Consider the following 15,265-nt stretch of genomic DNA (forward strand, 5'->3'; position numbering starts at 1 on the left):
GTTCCATATCTACTTTTAATGTATTTAGTCGACATTTATTACGATTTTTGTAGCAGCATGTCAGTGCTTTCAAAAATTTTGTCAGCGGAGTTTGCTATAAATCCGGTAAATAGCGTTCCGTCTTGTTTTGGGTAGCGATACGCAAATTCATAGTAACAAGAAGTGATGTTTTGCTTTCCTTCTTCAAACTCGAATTCAATTTTATCTGCTAGTATGCTGGATTGTTCCAAAAGTTGATCTGTAGAACCCTTGATTTCTCCACCCGAGGTATTCATCTGGAAACCATTGTCTTTCAAGAAATAATTTACCTGTTCCAGCGTATCAAAAGAATTCAATTTGTTTACATCTACGGTGAAGTGATTTGAGCAAAAACCATTAACGTACATCCATGCGGCGTATTCAGATTCTTCAAGTAATGTAGTATAGGTAGCATGCGAAGGAGTTTTCCAAACTCTACCTTTCAGTATCAGATCATCCTGCAAGAATACTTCTTGATCTACTTCATCTAGTAGTTCCTTAACGGTGTTTTGCAATTGAGTAGAGCATTCTTCCAACAACAATTGACTGATAAAAATTTTTGGTGCGTTAGGATCATTTTGATGTTCAAAATGTTTTGCATATAGTTTTTTAGCTTCAAAACGATATTCTCCTTTTGGGACATATCCCATTTTTATAAAAACACGGGAAAGTACATCGATGTTTACTCGTGGATCATTGAATGTTCGTATTGCAATATGATCATTGAAAACAGTATTTCCTTCCTCCTCAAATAGAGATTTTACCTTTTGTGCAGAGGGAGTCTTGGTTGTATATTGTTTCCATAATTCATTAAAAAAATCAGTAGTATTCATAACGTCTTGTTTTTTGATGTAAAATTATTAGTTTTGACTTTAATAGGGGTTATATGCAGTCTATTTAATCTTGTTAAGTTTGTTTTTGTGTTAAAATAACAGTAAAGTGTTTGAAAATAACTCTGTTTTGAATAATTTCATTTAAAAAATAATACTGTCATGCATCATTTTGATTATATCGATCAGCAAATTTTGTTACAGATTAGGGAGGATGCAAGAAAACCTTTCTCTCAGATAGCAGAAGACTTGAAGATTTCTAATTCACTGGTACATCAACGTATACGAAAGCTAAAAGAACAAAGAGTTATTGCCAAGGCAGAATTTGTTGTGGATGAGAAAAAGATTGGTTTCAGAACAAAATCATATGTAGGTATACGTCTTAGAGAGGCCCGATATGCCGAGCAGGTAGTTGCTGGATTAAAAAAAATACCAGAAATTTTAGAATGTAATTTTGTATCCGGTAATTATGCTATTTTCATTCTTATTTTTGCATATGATAACCACCACCTAAGAAAAATTCTATATGAACAAGTCCACCACATTGATGGGGTGGCGGGAACTGATAGTTTTATTTGTTTTGATACCAATTTCAAAAGACCCGTATCGTTAGAAGCTTTAACGAAGAAAGATGTTTATGATCAATAACGCATTACTTCACCAATTTCAGAATACGCTAGAGGGAGAGTTTAGATTTGATTCACTCTCCAAGCGGTTATATGCTACAGACGCCTCTGTGTATCGAAGAATACCCATAGCCGTGGCATTTCCAAAGACGACATCAGACTTAAAAAAAATAATAGCTTTTGCTGAAGAAAACAGAATTGGCATTATTCCCAGAACAGCAGGAACTTCTCTTGCTGGTCAATGTGTTGGAGAAGGAATAGTGGTGGATGTATCTAAGCATTTTACCAAAATTGTTGCTGTAGATGAAGCCAATGAAACAGTTACCGTTCAGCCAGGTGTAGTTCGAGATGATTTAAATAGATATCTAAAACCGTACGGACTTTTCTTTGGTCCCAATACATCAACCTCTAATAGATGTATGATTGGAGGAATGGTAGGTAACAACAGTAGTGGTACCACCTCCATACAATATGGTGTTACTCGTGATAAAGTGCTGAGCATGCAAACAATTTTATCTGATGGTAGCGAAGCTTCTTTCTCTAATGTATCTCCAGAAGAGTTTCATGCAAAACGGCAATTGTCTTCATTAGAAGGTTCTATTTATCAAACTATTTATGATGAACTTTCTTCAAAGGAGGTACAGGCACAAATCAAAGCCAATTTTCCCAAAGCCGAGATTCACCGTCGCAATACAGGATATGCGATCGATGAATTGATTGAATCTGAAGTTTTCTCAGATAATAGCCAACCTTTTAACATGTGCAAACTGTTATCGGGTAGTGAGGGAACGCTGGCTTTTACTACAGAAATTACATTACAGTTGGATGAACTCCCGCCAGAAGAATCCTCTATGATTGCTGCACACTTTAATAGCATAGAGGATTGTATGAATGCGGTTAGCCCTGTTATGCAACATAAGTTATTCACTTGTGAGATGATGGATAAAACGATCCTTGATTGTACACTGAATAACATCGAGCAATTAAAAAACCGATTTTTTATTGACGGGGATCCGCAAGCCATATTGATGTTAGAGTTGAGAAGCAATAGCAAAGATGATCTGGAAATCCAGGAAAAACAACTGCTTGCAGAAATTCAGGATTCCGGACTTAGCTATGCAAATCCTATATTAAGAGGTAAAGAAATTGATCAGGCCTTAGAACTTCGAAAAGCAGGCTTGGGGTTGTTGGGTAATATTGTTGGTGATAAAAAAGCCGTTGCCTGTATAGAAGATACTGCAGTGGCTATCCCTGATTTGGCTTCATATATTTCGGAGTTTACCGAAGTGATGAAATCTTATGATCAGCAGGCGGTTTATTATGCCCATGCTGGGGCAGGAGAATTGCATTTACGCCCCATATTGGATTTGAAGAAAAGCGAAGATGTAACCCTTTTCAAGAAAATTACAGATGATGTCGCTACTTTGGTGAAAAAATACCAGGGATCGATGAGCGGAGAACATGGGGATGGTATCGTAAGAGCCAGTTATATTTCTTATATGATTGGTGATGATAATTTTGAAATCGTAAGGCGAATCAAAAAACTATTTGATCCTAACGCTATTTTTAATCCAGGAAAGATTGTTGAAGCATATGCAATGGATGAAAAGTTGCGATACGAAGTGGATCGAAAGGAACCAGATATAGATACATTACTTGACTTTTCGGATTCGCTAGGAATTTTAAGGGCCGCAGAAAAATGTAATGGGAGTGGTGATTGCAGGAAATCTGTCGAAGCTGGGGGGACGATGTGCCCAAGTTATCGTGCTACAAAAAATGAAAAAGATACAACTAGAGGAAGAGCCAACGCATTGAGAGAGTTTCTTACTACTGGTGGGAAAGAAAACAATTTTGATCACAAGGAATTAAAAGAAGTATTTGATCTGTGTTTGAGCTGTAAAGGATGTGCAAGTGAATGTCCTTCTAATGTAGATGTAGCTGCGCTAAAGACAGAGTTCGAATATCAATACCAAAAAGAAAACGGTACATCGCTAAGAACAAAGCTATTCGCACACAATAATCGTTTGAATGAATTAGGACGAATAAGCACTGGTATTACTAATTTCTTTTTTACAAATAGTTTTACCTCAGGAGTTCTGAAATATGCATTAGGAATTGCTAAAGAACGGGAATTGCCAGTACTGAGCAAGTTGTCTTTACGGAAATGGTGTGATCAAAACCTTAAAAGTTTACAACCTGAAAGTCCCATCAAATCTGTATACCTCTTTGTAGATGAGTTTACGAATCATTTAGATACGGAAATAGGAATTGATGCAATAAAATTACTGACGAAGTTGAATTATGAGGTTAAAATTGCAGATCATAAGGAGAGCGGTCGATCATATATTTCAAAAGGGTTATTACAGCATGCCAAGAAGTTTGCCAATCAAAATATAGAAGTTTTTACTCCTCTTGTATCCCAAAAAACCCCATTGATTGGAATTGAGCCTTCTGCTATTCTTACGTTCAGAGATGAATATCCACGATTGGCTGAGGATAAGAACAAGGCAAAACAGCTAGCCGCGAATTCTTATTTAATTGACGAATTTTTAGCTTCAGAAATTGAATTTGGAAACATCAATCAAAGTCAATTTTCAACTGAAAATAAAATAATTAAGTTACATGGGCATTGCCATCAAAAAGCCTTGTCTGGAGTGCAGCATACGTTCACTGCTTTGAATTTACCCAAAAACTTTAAAGTAACTATTATCCCTTCGGGATGTTGTGGTATGGCAGGATCATTTGGTTATGAAAAGGAGCACTATGAAATCAGTATGAAAGTTGGGGAGCAAACCTTACTCCCGGCAGTAAGAAAGGCTCCAAAAGATACGCTTATTGCTGCTGTCGGAACAAGTTGTAGACATCAAATAAAAGACGGAACACAGCGCGAAGCACTGCATCCCGTCTCTATATTGTATGATGCTCTGATTAAAAATTAGCTTTAATCATATATAGCGAACTAGCGTCTATTGTAGGTGCAGTTCCTGGAAGTATTTTTTGTTCAATAATGCCGTTGTCGTCCTCATCGGTAACGGCAAAATCATCATCATTAATGCACCCTAATGTATGATTATCGATAAGCCAAATACCCTCAAGTTTATCGTGAGGATATCCAGTTTTGTTGACCAAATCAGCAACCAGAACTTTGGAAACTGGTTGGATTCCTGCAGCTTCCAGTTCTTCCCAGCTTGACTCTTCCAGGGTTTTCTCATTAATCAAGAGCCCAAACTCATCATTGTCATTTGCGGCGCTAACATCGGTGGCATTAGAAACATCAATTTTATAGATATGCTTTTGTACTGGTCCGCTTCCAGAGAATTTCCCATCTCTTTCTATGACCAAGAATTCGGTATTGGATAGGCCTACGATCTCAGAATTGGACAAATTAGCATCTTCTTGTCTGTATAGAAACTGTTTGGTTGTACCTGTTTGTAAGTCAAAAAACAAAATACGAGTAAGGTCAGTTCTGATTCGTACAGGATTGTACATAGTAGATTGCATGATACCCACCAATGTAGATTCATCTGGAGTAATTCCTAAACCTTCCATTCCTCGATTTGGTCTTCGTTTACCAAATACCGCTGGTATTTTTCGTCCTCCATTCCCTTCATTAATACCGATAGGGGAAATACGTTCCAGTTCAACACCATCCTGAGAATAGTGCACAATATGCGGCCCGTATTCATCAGAGATCCAAAACGTACCGTCGTGTAGCGCTACGATACCCTCGGCATCCAACCCAAAATCATCAAAAGGTAATTGATTTCCATCAATATCATAAGGAATTTCTCCGGTAGCACCTTTCCCTTCTGGATTAGGGATTCCTGAAATTGGGTTTCCATGAGGATCTTTTAATAAGATTTCTTTTTTGAGAATAATATTCCCTTCAGCAGTAACAGCAAATAACCCAATTCTTGGAGTGTAACTGGCAACAGGGAATTTTTTACCATCCAGAAAATCTGTATTGGGACCACGATCGGTAATGGCGTAAAATTCTCCCTTCTTTGTTGGGTGGGCGGTAGCACCTGATCCATATCCTCCATTTCTGATCTCTACACCTTCGGTAGTTGTGGTTAGCACCTCAAAAGGTAATTCGTATTGCGTATTTTCTTCTAATACTAATTGTGGTGGAACAGATATTGGACCTCCGGTATAGTCATCGAGGTAGTCACAAGAATACAAGAGTAGTGCCACCACAACAGGTAGCAAGGTTTTTAGAGTTTTCATAAGATTTAGATGTATTAATAAGACGTTGTGTGATTAGAAACCTGTAAAGCTTATATCTTTTTGTTCAAAATTGAGTTTATCAAGAAGGAAGGCTGTAATTCTTCCAAATCCAATCCGATATTTTCAACCTCTTCTTGAGGCTCTTCATAAGATTCCATTAATTCTTGATGGTAATGAACTAATTTCCACTCCTGATCATGATATTCTAAAGAGGTTAGATTCTCTATCCAATCTCCAGAATTCAAATACATACACGATCCGTTTTTATCTGTATATGTCCTCATTTGAGGTTGATGAATGTGTCCACAAACCACAAATTCGTAGTCGTTTTTCACGGCCAATTCTGCAGCAACATCTTCAAAATCACTAATGTATTTTACAGCTTTTTTTACGCTGTTTTTGATTTTCTTTGATAATGAGAATTTCTCCTTTCCGAATTTTACCAAAAACCAGTTGATCAATTGATTTAAGAGAATCAACATATCATATCCCCATCCTCCTAATTTTGCTAACCATTTTGCATTTTGGATAGACGCATCAAAAATATCACCATGAAAAAACCAGGCTTGTTTTCCATCAAGCTCTAAAACCAATTTGTCTACTAGTTTAAAGCTTCCCATCTCTGTATCACTAAATTTACGTAGCATTTCATCATGGTTTCCTGTAATGTAGATCACCTCAGTTCCTTTTGATGCAAACGATATGATCTTCTTAATCACCTTGAGGTGAGGTTTTGGAAAATAACGTTTCCTAAATTGCCAGATATCGATGATATCCCCATTCAGAATCAATATTTTGGGTTTGATACTGTTCAAATAATGAAGAAGTTCTTTGGCGTGACAACCGTAGGTGCCCAAGTGAACATCGGAAATAACAACAAGATCAACAGCACGTTTTTTCATAAAACAGGACTTATTCCTGCAAATAAAACATTCTTGAGTTAAAGTATAATTAACTAATTATAAGGAGATTGTTACCAGTAATTAAAGATTTAAACCTCGTATTACGTAAACATTATGTAAAAATTATTATCAAAAAGTTCTTAACATTACATGGATACTATTTAATTTTAGATAATTCGTCTATATAACTCAAATAATGAACTCTTGTCTAAAAAGTAACTCAGCTTTTAGACAAGGCGAAATAGAGATATGATTACAAAACCGGTGTTTATTGTTTATGGAGTTTCCGGAAGCGGAAAGACAACAATCGGCTCAGCATTGGCCAAAAAAATGGAGGTTCCATTTTATGATGCTGATGATTTTCATCCTGAGAAGAATATTCAAAAAATGGCCAAAGGTTTTCCCCTTAATGATGATGATAGAGCTCCGTGGTTACAGGATTTGGCAAATAACATTTCAAAATGGAGTAGTAATCAAGGTGCGGTTTTGGCTTGCTCTGCTCTCAAGGTGAGTTATCGTAATATATTAGCTTCTGTTGTTCCAGAAGCCGTAAAATGGATTTTTTTGGAGGGGAGCTATGAGTTGATCTTTGAACGGATGAAATCCAGGAAAGATCATTTTTTTACTTCAGAAATGCTTCAATCTCAGTTTGATACTTTAGAAGTTTGGAAAGATGGAATTTCAGTAGATATTGATCAGGAAATACAAAGAATTGTAAAGGAAATTGAATCAAAACTTAAGATGCAAAAATCAGAAATAGGAGTAATCGGTTTGGGAGTGATGGGTAGGAGTTTGGCAACAAATATATTATCCAAAGGATTTCGTTTGTCAGTTTTTAATCGTCATCTGGCAGGAAAAGAAGAAGATATTGCCAAGAACTTTGTAAGTGAGCATTCCAACATTCCACAAGGGTTTGATGATTTGTCATTGTTTGTGGCATCATTAGCTCAACCCAGAACGATTTTAATGATGGTCAATGCAGGACCAGCGGTTGATGTGGTGATAGAACAGTTATTACCTCTGTTAGACGAAAATGATTGTGTAATTGATGGGGGAAACTCACATTACAAAGCCACCTTGACTAGAGAAGCAAAACTCAGAAAAAAAGGAATTTTATACGTTGGGGCAGGAATATCTGGAGGAGAAGAGGGAGCGCTTTATGGTCCTTCGATTATGCCTGGCGGTTCTAAAAAAGGATATGAGAATTGTGGTCAATTTCTGGAAGTCATTGCCGCCAAAGATGAAAAAGGAAATCCGTGTTGTTCTTATATCAGTCCTGATGGAGCCGGCCATTTTGTAAAGATGGTGCACAATGGGATCGAATATGCAGAGATGCAATTGTTGGCCGAAATTTATCATTTTCTTCGATTTCATTTAGGGAATTCACCTGATGCTATCCATGAAATTTTTACGTCCTGGAGATCCAATAATAAAGACAGCTATCTTTTGGAAATTACAGCAGACATCCTTCAGAAAAAGGAAGGAGAAGATTGCTTAATTGATAAGATTTTGGACAAGGCAGGGCAAAAGGGTACAGGAGGATGGTCCACACAGGCAGCGTTAACCTATGGTATTCCAGTGTCTACGATTTCTGAAGCGGTAATGACTAGGTGTTTGTCCGCAAAAAAAGAAGAACGTATTGAAGCATCAAAAGCATATTCCAGAACTGCAAGTACAGTAGAGGCTGATACTGCAATTGTGGAGATGTTGGAGCAAGCATATTATGCGACCAGTCTGGTTAACCATGCTATTGGATTTGACTTGATGAAACAAGCCGCTAAAGAAAATAAGTGGGAGCTAAACTTCTCAGAAATTGCCAGAATTTGGACCAGAGGATGTATTATAAGAAGCGATCTGATGGAGAACCTTACAGTATTTTTTAAAGATAATAACGACACCCCACTATTGATGCTACAGGAAGTTGTAGAAACTCTGGATCAAAGTATAGATGCATTGACAACAGTGGTATCAAAAGGGATAGGTATGAAATGCCCTTTGCCTGTATTATCGGCTGCTGCTAATTATTTGTTGAATTATACATCGGAAACCATGTCTGCCAATATGTTGCAAGCACAGAGAGATTATTTTGGAGCTCATACGTATCAGCGGGTGGATAAAGGAGCTGGAGCATATTTTCATACAGATTGGAAAAATATATAACACATGGATTACAATTTATTGATTGCAGTAGGTATAGGCGTTTTTGCATTACTTTTTATGATATTGAAATTAAGAATGCAGGCCTTTATTGCATTGTTGATTGTATGCATAATAGTAGGAATTGGTGCAGGATTATCCCCAGACGTAATTTTTGAGAGTATCAAAAACGGAATGGGAAATACGCTAGGGTTTGTAGCCACAGTAGTGGGTTTAGGAGCACTCTTTGGAGGATTGCTAGAAAACTCAGGAGGTGCTCGAGGATTGGCTACCTATATCCTGAAATTGTTTGGAGATAAAAATGCTTCCTGGGCTTTGATGGTTACGGGTTTTATTGTGGCTATTCCTGTTTTTTTTGATGTTGCATTCATTATTTTGATCCCTCTGGTATACGCTATAGCAAAAAAGACCGGGAAATCGTTATTGTTATATGCGATCCCTTTGTTAGCAGGATTAGCGATTACCCATAGTTTTATACCTCCAACACCAGGTCCTATAGCGGTAGCAGATATATTAGGGGCAAATTTGGGATGGGTAATTGTATTTGGTTTTATCGTAGGTATTCCAGCGGCGATAATAGGAGGTCCTCTCTTTGCAAGTTATATTTCGAAACGAATACAAGTAGTACCTCCAGAGATGAGTTTGGTAGCTGATGAAGAGGTGACATCTCCCAATCCTTTTACTATTATTGGTATTATTGTACTACCTATTCTTTTGATAGTGATAAAAACTTTGTTGTTGGGGGATTGGTTTGATCATGAGTCTTTACCCAAACAAGTACTTTATATCGTGTCTTTGTTAGGGCATCCTTTTTCGGCCTTACTAATAGCTAACCTATTTGCATGGTATGTATTGGGAGTTCGGAGAGGTGTTGGTAAAGATGCGCTCTTAAAACTTTCTATGGAATCTTTTAAACCTGCTGGAGCGATTATACTATTAACCGGGGCAGGAGGAGCATTCAAACAAATCCTGGTGGATACCGAGGTGGGAGAATTATTGGCGTCTACATTGCAAGATGCTGCAATACATCCCTTGTTATTTGCTTTTATCATTGCTTCATTAATCAGAGTATTACAAGGATCAGCAACCACGGCCATGATTGCCAGTGCAGGAATTATGTCTCCTGTAATTGCTTCGGGTGATTTCAGTCCGGCTCAGATTGCACTTACAGTAATTGCAGTAGCTTCTGGGTCTACAATTTTATCTCATGTTAATGACAGTGGGTTTTGGTTGGTAGGGCAATATTTGGGACTCACTGAAAAGCAAACCTTTCGTTCCTGGACGGTAATGACCACTCTGATCGCTTTAACAGGGCTGTTTACAGCTATGATTTGTTGGTATTTGTTCTAAAAACTAGTGTAGGTATCCGCATACTAATCCCTTTTGAGACTTGTCTAATGTCAGATTTTCAAAAAAAATAAAGCTAAATTGAAATTGATTTAATTTAGAATAGACATTACCCATTTTTTCTGTCATATTACTAGCGGGTTTTTAGAGATTAACAATTACATTTGTTGAAAATAAGAAATGCATGGCAGGAAATACATTTGGAAACCTTTTTAAGCTCACCACTTTCGGTGAATCTCATGGGGTTGCAATTGGAGGTATTATTGATGGTTGTCCATCAGGTGTTACATTGGATTTAGAAGCAATTCAGCAGGAATTAGATAGAAGAAGACCAGGACAATCTGCAATCGTAACACAGCGGAAAGAACCGGATACAGTGGAGTTCTACTCTGGGATTTTTGAAGGGGTTACTACCGGAACACCTATCGGCTTCGTGATTAAAAATGCAAATCAAAAGTCGAAAGATTACTCCCATATCAAAGATTCTTATCGTCCTTCGCATGCAGATTATACCTATGACCAAAAATACGGGATTCGTGATTATAGAGGAGGAGGAAGGTCTTCGGCAAGAGAGACCGCTAGCAGAGTAGTAGCTGGAGCTATTGCAAAGCAAATCTTATCGGATGTATCTATTAATGCATATGTAAGTGGTGTAGGGACTTTAAAATTGCAAAAAAGTCATACTGAATTAGATTTATCACAAACAGAAAATAATATTGTTCGCTGTCCCGATCCAGAAATGGCTAGTGAGATGGAACAATACATCAAGCAGATACGAAAAGAAGGAGATACGGTTGGTGGGATCGTAAGTTGTGCGATCTCCGGAGTACCTGTTGGATTAGGAGAACCTGTTTTTGATAAGTTACATGCAGAATTGGGTAAAGCTATGCTTTCGATCAATGCAGTAAAAGGTTTTGAGTATGGTAGTGGATTTGATGGAGCTGCCTTAAAAGGAAGTGAGCATAATGATTTGTTTAATACAGATGGTAGTACAAAAACTAACCTCTCTGGTGGTATTCAAGGAGGGATTTCTAATGGAATGGATATCTATTTCAATGTGGCATTTAAACCTGTAGCTACCATTATGCAAGATCAGGAAACTATTGATAAAGATGGAAATACAGTGACCATGCAAGGAAAAGGAAGGCATGACCCTTGTGTAGTGCCTAGAGCAGTGCCCATTGTAGAAGCTATGGCCGCTTTGGTATTGGTAGATTATTGGTTAATGAATCGCACAATAAAAAAGTAAATACAAAATAACAGTATTATTAATTACGGTAATCTCAATAGGGTTACCGTTTTTTTGTATTTAATTCATATATTCGACCCACTTTATACAAATGACTTTTATGAAAAAGCTAGCACTGCACTGGAAAATTATGATTGGAATGCTATTAGGGATAGTATTCGGATTTATAATGACAACTGTTTCTTGGGGTAAAGGATTTACAGGAGATTGGATAGCTCCTCTAGGAACTATCTTTGTGAACCTTCTAAAGTTGATTGCAGTGCCTTTAATTTTAGCATCATTAATCAAAGGGATTTCTGATCTGAAAGATATTTCAAAATTCAAGGCGATAGGTGGAAGAACCATCGTGATTTATATTCTAACAACTGTGGTAGCGATTACGATCGGACTGTTGATCGTAAATGTGGCAAAACCTGGTGATGGAATTACTGAAGCTACTATCGAAAAGCTAACCAATGAGTATGCAGGAAATTCAAAGATTTCTGAGCGTATTGCGGAAGCTGGTAGACAGAAGGAAAGTGGTCCGTTGCAATTTATAGTGGATATGGTACCACAAAATGCGGTGGCTGCGATGAGTAATAACAAGTTAATGCTTCAGGTGATATTTTTCGCTATTTTCTTAGGAATAAGTATGTTGTTGGTTAAACCGTCAGAATCTGAGCCACTGAAGAAGTTTTTTGATAGTTTGAATGAAGTTGTGCTAAAAATGGTCGACTTGATCATGCTTACAGCACCATACGCAGTGTTTGCTTTGTTAGCCAATGTGGTAGTTACCTCTGATGATCCTGATATCTTATTAGCGTTATTGAAGTATGCAGGAGTAGTATTATTTGGATTATCCTTAATGATTATTTTTTACTGTATTTTGGTAGCTGTTATTACCAAAAAATCTCCTTTTTGGTTTTTAAAACAAATAAGTCCAGCACAATTACTAGCGTTCTCTACCAGTTCTAGTGCTGCTACGCTTCCTGTTACTATGGAGCGGGTAGAAGAACATATCGGAGTGGATAAGGAAGTTTCCAGTTTTGTATTGCCAGTAGGAGCAACTATTAATATGGATGGTACTAGTTTATATCAAGCTGTAGCTTCTGTTTTTATTATGCAGGTGTTGTGGCCAGAAGGGTTAACATTCAGTAATCAAATTACTATTGTACTTACTGCTTTACTAGCTTCTATAGGATCAGCTGCAGTACCTGGTGCAGGTATGGTGATGTTGGTGATTGTTTTGGAGGCTATTGGATTTCCTTCAGATAAATTACCGATTGGATTAGCATTAATCTTTGCGGTAGATCGACCGTTAGATATGCTTCGTACCACCATTAATGTAACTGGAGATGCTACTGTATCTATGATTGTAGCTAAGTCGGTTGGTAAACTAGGAGATCCGCATGTTAAAGATTGGGATGATAATTATCCTGGAGAATAAAGAGACTTTACTCCACAGACCAATTTTTTAAAAGTTCAAATAAGGTAGGATATTCTGATTCTCTTTCAGGATTCCATATCATAGTCAATTTGGCTTTTTGCACAATGTTATCCAATTCAATACTTTTTATTGGGAAATTGTGGTCATGTAATGAAGATATAGGCTCTAAGGATATTCCTAACCCAGCTTCAACTAATCTAAAACTGGAACTAGCAGAATCTGTTTCATGAACTACCTTAGGATTGAAGCCTGCATCAATACATATAGATTCTAGAATATGTACATAGTTGGGTCCATCTGCAACTGATGGGAAAATAAACTGATCAGTAGAGAACACAGAGAAATTAGTATAGTTGGATATCGTTACAGGATGATCTTCTGGCAAGAGCACGGCAAAATTATCAATGTGTAATACTTTACTGGTTAGATTAAAGGGGATCAAGGGATTGGTGGCAAATCCTATATCCAATTCATTTTGTTGTAATGCTAAGTACTGATCCCGGTTATTCATTTCTCGGAGTACGGTTTTGATTCCAGGGATTTGAGTATTCATGGTTTTCAATATGTTAGGTAATATGGTTTGCATAATAGAGTGTGTAAAACCAATTCTAATCTCTCCCACATCTCCATGATGAATGTATGCAGCCTGTTTAGTCATCCTATCTGCATTGGCAATGAGCTTTTTCGATTCTTTTACAAAGTATTCTCCTGCCGGAGTAAGCGCTACGTTACGTTTATCTCTTTTAAATAATATAGCACCAACTTCATCTTCTAACTGCTTGATCTGTCTGCTTAGGGCAGGTTGAACAATATTGAGCTCTTCTGCAGCTCGGGTAAAGTTTAATTTTTCTGCCAACACGATAATGTTTCGCAAAGTCTGAATATTCATTAATGCATTTTTGTTATTATTCTATCAAAATTAAGTATTTTTTATTATAAATAATGATGATTAATTTTGAAAACGAATAGATGTCTAATGGGAAAGATTTTTGCTATGAAAAAAAATGTTTTGGAGAATGTGTATGACCCATCAGTTTTTAGAACAATAGGGCATGAGCTTATTGATTTGCTTGCAGATCATTTGGAAAAAGTACAAAGTGACAGAGAACACCCGGTACTACCGTATAAAGATCCAGAAGTGGTTCTAGATTATTGGAAAAAAGATTTCTCTTCGGATACTGGGGTTATGGATATGTTTAGGAACATTTTGTCCCAATCGATCAATGTGCATCACCCAAGATATATTGGGCATCAGGTGGCAGTACCTGCATTTATTTCGAGTTTGTCGGGATTAATATCTGATGTGATGAGCAATGGAACAGGGGTTTACGAGATGGGAATGGCGGCTAATGCTATAGAACGAATTGTAACCGATTTGGTAGCTCAGCGAATAGGATACGATCAAAATGCCTCAGGATTGCTTACTTCGGGAGGAAGTTTGGCTAATCTTACTGCTTTATTAGCAGCTAGAAAAGCAAAAGCACCTTCTTCGGTATGGGAAAAAGGACATCAGGAAAAGTTAGCAATACTGGTTTCAGAAGAAGCCCATTACTGTATAGATCGAGCAGCAAGGATTTTAGGGTTAGGAGAAGAAGGTATTGTAAAGGTTCCGGTAAACAGTGATTATAGTATCGATACTTCAAAGATGGCTGGTTGTTTGGAAGATGCCCAATTAAAAGGATTGCATGTTATTGCTATTATCGGTTGCGCATGTTCTACAGCAACGGGATCTTATGATGATCTGGATTTTTTAGGAGATTTTGCGAATACACATAACCTGTGGTTTCATGTAGATGGAGCCCATGGTGCCGGAGTTATTTTTTCAGAAAAATATAAGCATTTGGTAAGAGGAATTGCAAAAGCAGATTCTGTAGTTCTGGATTTCCATAAGATGTTGATGACCCCTGCATTAAATACTGCTCTAGTATTTAAAAATTCAAGAGACTCGTATCGCACCTTTGAACAAAAAGCACAATATTTATGGGATTCTCAGCATTCTCAAGAATGGTATAATTCTGGGAAGCGAACTTTTGAGTGCACCAAATTGATGATGTCTATAAAAGTTTATGCGATTTTGAAAGCATACGGAGAAGAAGCTTTTACTCAAAATGTAAATACCTTGTATGATCTGGCAGAGACATTTTCTGAAATGATAGATAAACAAGAAAGTTTTGAACTTGCTCATCATCCACAAGCAAATATTGTGAATTTCAGATATGTTCCGGGACAGGTTGATATTGATTTAAATACATTGAATAATAACATACGACAGGCTCTTATTCAATCGGGTAAATTTTATGTAGTACAGACTACCATAAATGGAGAAAAATACCTGCGTACAACGATGATGAATCCTTTAACAACCAAGGATGATTTAATAGCATTGATAGAAGAGGTACATCATCTCGGAACCACGCTTGTAAAAGAAAAAGTATCTAATTCATTCTAATTTTTAACATTTTATCACGCAACGAACACTAAAA

Annotated in this window: 11 protein-coding genes; 7 read left to right on the plus strand and 4 right to left on the minus strand. The window is 37.1% G+C overall.

Annotated elements, in window-relative coordinates; genetic code table 11:
* Positions 1-38: 38 nt before the first annotated feature.
* The gene (locus ACXAGJ_RS01265) at positions 39-851 is read right to left on the minus strand and encodes a 2-oxoadipate dioxygenase/decarboxylase family protein (RefSeq protein WP_474836403.1); all 813 of its coding nucleotides are present in this window, start codon (positions 849-851) and stop codon (positions 39-41) included.
* A gap of 159 nt (positions 852-1,010) precedes the next feature.
* Here ACXAGJ_RS01265 and ACXAGJ_RS01270 point away from each other — a divergent pair, with 159 nt between their 5' ends.
* Both ACXAGJ_RS01270 and ACXAGJ_RS01275 read left to right on the plus strand, forming a co-directional pair.
* The gene (locus tag ACXAGJ_RS01270; RefSeq protein WP_474836405.1) at positions 1,011-1,496 is read left to right on the plus strand and encodes an Lrp/AsnC family transcriptional regulator; all 486 of its coding nucleotides are present in this window, start codon (positions 1,011-1,013) and stop codon (positions 1,494-1,496) included.
* The gene (locus ACXAGJ_RS01275; RefSeq protein ID WP_474836407.1) at positions 1,486-4,413 is read left to right on the plus strand and encodes an FAD-binding and (Fe-S)-binding domain-containing protein; all 2,928 of its coding nucleotides are present in this window, start codon (positions 1,486-1,488) and stop codon (positions 4,411-4,413) included. The genes ACXAGJ_RS01270 and ACXAGJ_RS01275 overlap by 11 nt, the downstream gene beginning before the upstream one ends.
* Here the strand turns inward: ACXAGJ_RS01275 and ACXAGJ_RS01280 are convergent.
* Positions 4,403-5,701 (minus strand): esterase-like activity of phytase family protein, encoded by a 1,299-nt coding sequence (locus ACXAGJ_RS01280; RefSeq protein WP_474836409.1) that lies wholly within the window; start codon positions 5,699-5,701, stop codon positions 4,403-4,405. The genes ACXAGJ_RS01275 and ACXAGJ_RS01280 overlap by 11 nt on opposite strands.
* Before the next feature lie 50 nt (positions 5,702-5,751).
* Positions 5,752-6,603 carry a UDP-2,3-diacylglucosamine diphosphatase gene (locus ACXAGJ_RS01285; RefSeq protein WP_474836411.1) on the minus strand — a complete coding sequence of 284 codons (852 nt, stop codon included), beginning with the start codon at positions 6,601-6,603 and terminating at the stop codon, positions 5,752-5,754.
* A 249-nt stretch (positions 6,604-6,852) separates the two neighbouring features.
* On the opposite strand from ACXAGJ_RS01285, the gene gndA reads away from it, so the two are divergent.
* From gndA to ACXAGJ_RS01305, 4 genes are all read left to right on the plus strand, one after another.
* Complete coding sequence (gndA, locus tag ACXAGJ_RS01290; protein WP_474836413.1) at positions 6,853-8,763, plus strand: NADP-dependent phosphogluconate dehydrogenase; 1,911 nt, start codon at positions 6,853-6,855, stop codon at positions 8,761-8,763.
* Between the two features lie 3 nt (positions 8,764-8,766).
* The gene (locus ACXAGJ_RS01295; protein ID WP_474836415.1) at positions 8,767-10,110 is read left to right on the plus strand and encodes a GntP family permease; all 1,344 of its coding nucleotides are present in this window, start codon (positions 8,767-8,769) and stop codon (positions 10,108-10,110) included.
* 181 nt (positions 10,111-10,291) lie between these two features.
* A complete protein-coding gene (gene aroC, locus ACXAGJ_RS01300; RefSeq protein WP_474836417.1) occupies positions 10,292-11,356 on the plus strand; it encodes a chorismate synthase in 1,065 nt (354 codons plus the stop codon).
* A 100-nt stretch (positions 11,357-11,456) separates the two neighbouring features.
* On the plus strand, positions 11,457-12,782 hold the full coding sequence (locus ACXAGJ_RS01305; RefSeq protein ID WP_473286798.1) for a cation:dicarboxylate symporter family transporter: 1,326 nt from the start codon (positions 11,457-11,459) through the stop codon (positions 12,780-12,782).
* A 7-nt stretch (positions 12,783-12,789) separates the two neighbouring features.
* On the opposite strand, the gene ACXAGJ_RS01310 is transcribed toward ACXAGJ_RS01305, so the two are convergent.
* Positions 12,790-13,671, minus strand: a complete 882-nt coding sequence (locus tag ACXAGJ_RS01310) for a LysR family transcriptional regulator (RefSeq protein WP_474836419.1) — start codon at positions 13,669-13,671, stop codon at positions 12,790-12,792.
* 105 nt (positions 13,672-13,776) lie between these two features.
* Here ACXAGJ_RS01310 and ACXAGJ_RS01315 point away from each other — a divergent pair, with 105 nt between their 5' ends.
* Positions 13,777-15,231 (plus strand): pyridoxal phosphate-dependent decarboxylase family protein, encoded by a 1,455-nt coding sequence (locus ACXAGJ_RS01315; protein WP_474836421.1) that lies wholly within the window; start codon positions 13,777-13,779, stop codon positions 15,229-15,231.
* Positions 15,232-15,265 lie beyond the last annotated feature (34 nt).

The sequence above is a fragment of the Aquimarina sp. AWH4_224 genome (genome assembly GCF_056160245.1).

What these genes read in the sequence shown, in the direction of transcription:
- ACXAGJ_RS01265 (WP_474836403.1), bottom strand. Translation starts at nt 851, where the DNA reads ATGAATACTACTGATTTTTTTAATGAATTATGGAAACAATATACAACC.
- ACXAGJ_RS01270 (WP_474836405.1), top strand. Translation starts at nt 1,011, where the DNA reads ATGCATCATTTTGATTATATCGATCAGCAAATTTTGTTACAGATTAGG.
- ACXAGJ_RS01275 (WP_474836407.1), top strand. Translation starts at nt 1,486, where the DNA reads ATGATCAATAACGCATTACTTCACCAATTTCAGAATACGCTAGAGGGA.
- ACXAGJ_RS01280 (WP_474836409.1), bottom strand. Translation starts at nt 5,701, where the DNA reads ATGAAAACTCTAAAAACCTTGCTACCTGTTGTGGTGGCACTACTCTTG.
- ACXAGJ_RS01285 (WP_474836411.1), bottom strand. Translation starts at nt 6,603, where the DNA reads ATGAAAAAACGTGCTGTTGATCTTGTTGTTATTTCCGATGTTCACTTG.
- gndA (WP_474836413.1), top strand. Translation starts at nt 6,853, where the DNA reads ATGATTACAAAACCGGTGTTTATTGTTTATGGAGTTTCCGGAAGCGGA.
- ACXAGJ_RS01295 (WP_474836415.1), top strand. Translation starts at nt 8,767, where the DNA reads ATGGATTACAATTTATTGATTGCAGTAGGTATAGGCGTTTTTGCATTA.
- aroC (WP_474836417.1), top strand. Translation starts at nt 10,292, where the DNA reads ATGGCAGGAAATACATTTGGAAACCTTTTTAAGCTCACCACTTTCGGT.
- ACXAGJ_RS01305 (WP_473286798.1), top strand. Translation starts at nt 11,457, where the DNA reads ATGAAAAAGCTAGCACTGCACTGGAAAATTATGATTGGAATGCTATTA.
- ACXAGJ_RS01310 (WP_474836419.1), bottom strand. Translation starts at nt 13,671, where the DNA reads ATGAATATTCAGACTTTGCGAAACATTATCGTGTTGGCAGAAAAATTA.
- ACXAGJ_RS01315 (WP_474836421.1), top strand. Translation starts at nt 13,777, where the DNA reads ATGAAAAAAAATGTTTTGGAGAATGTGTATGACCCATCAGTTTTTAGA.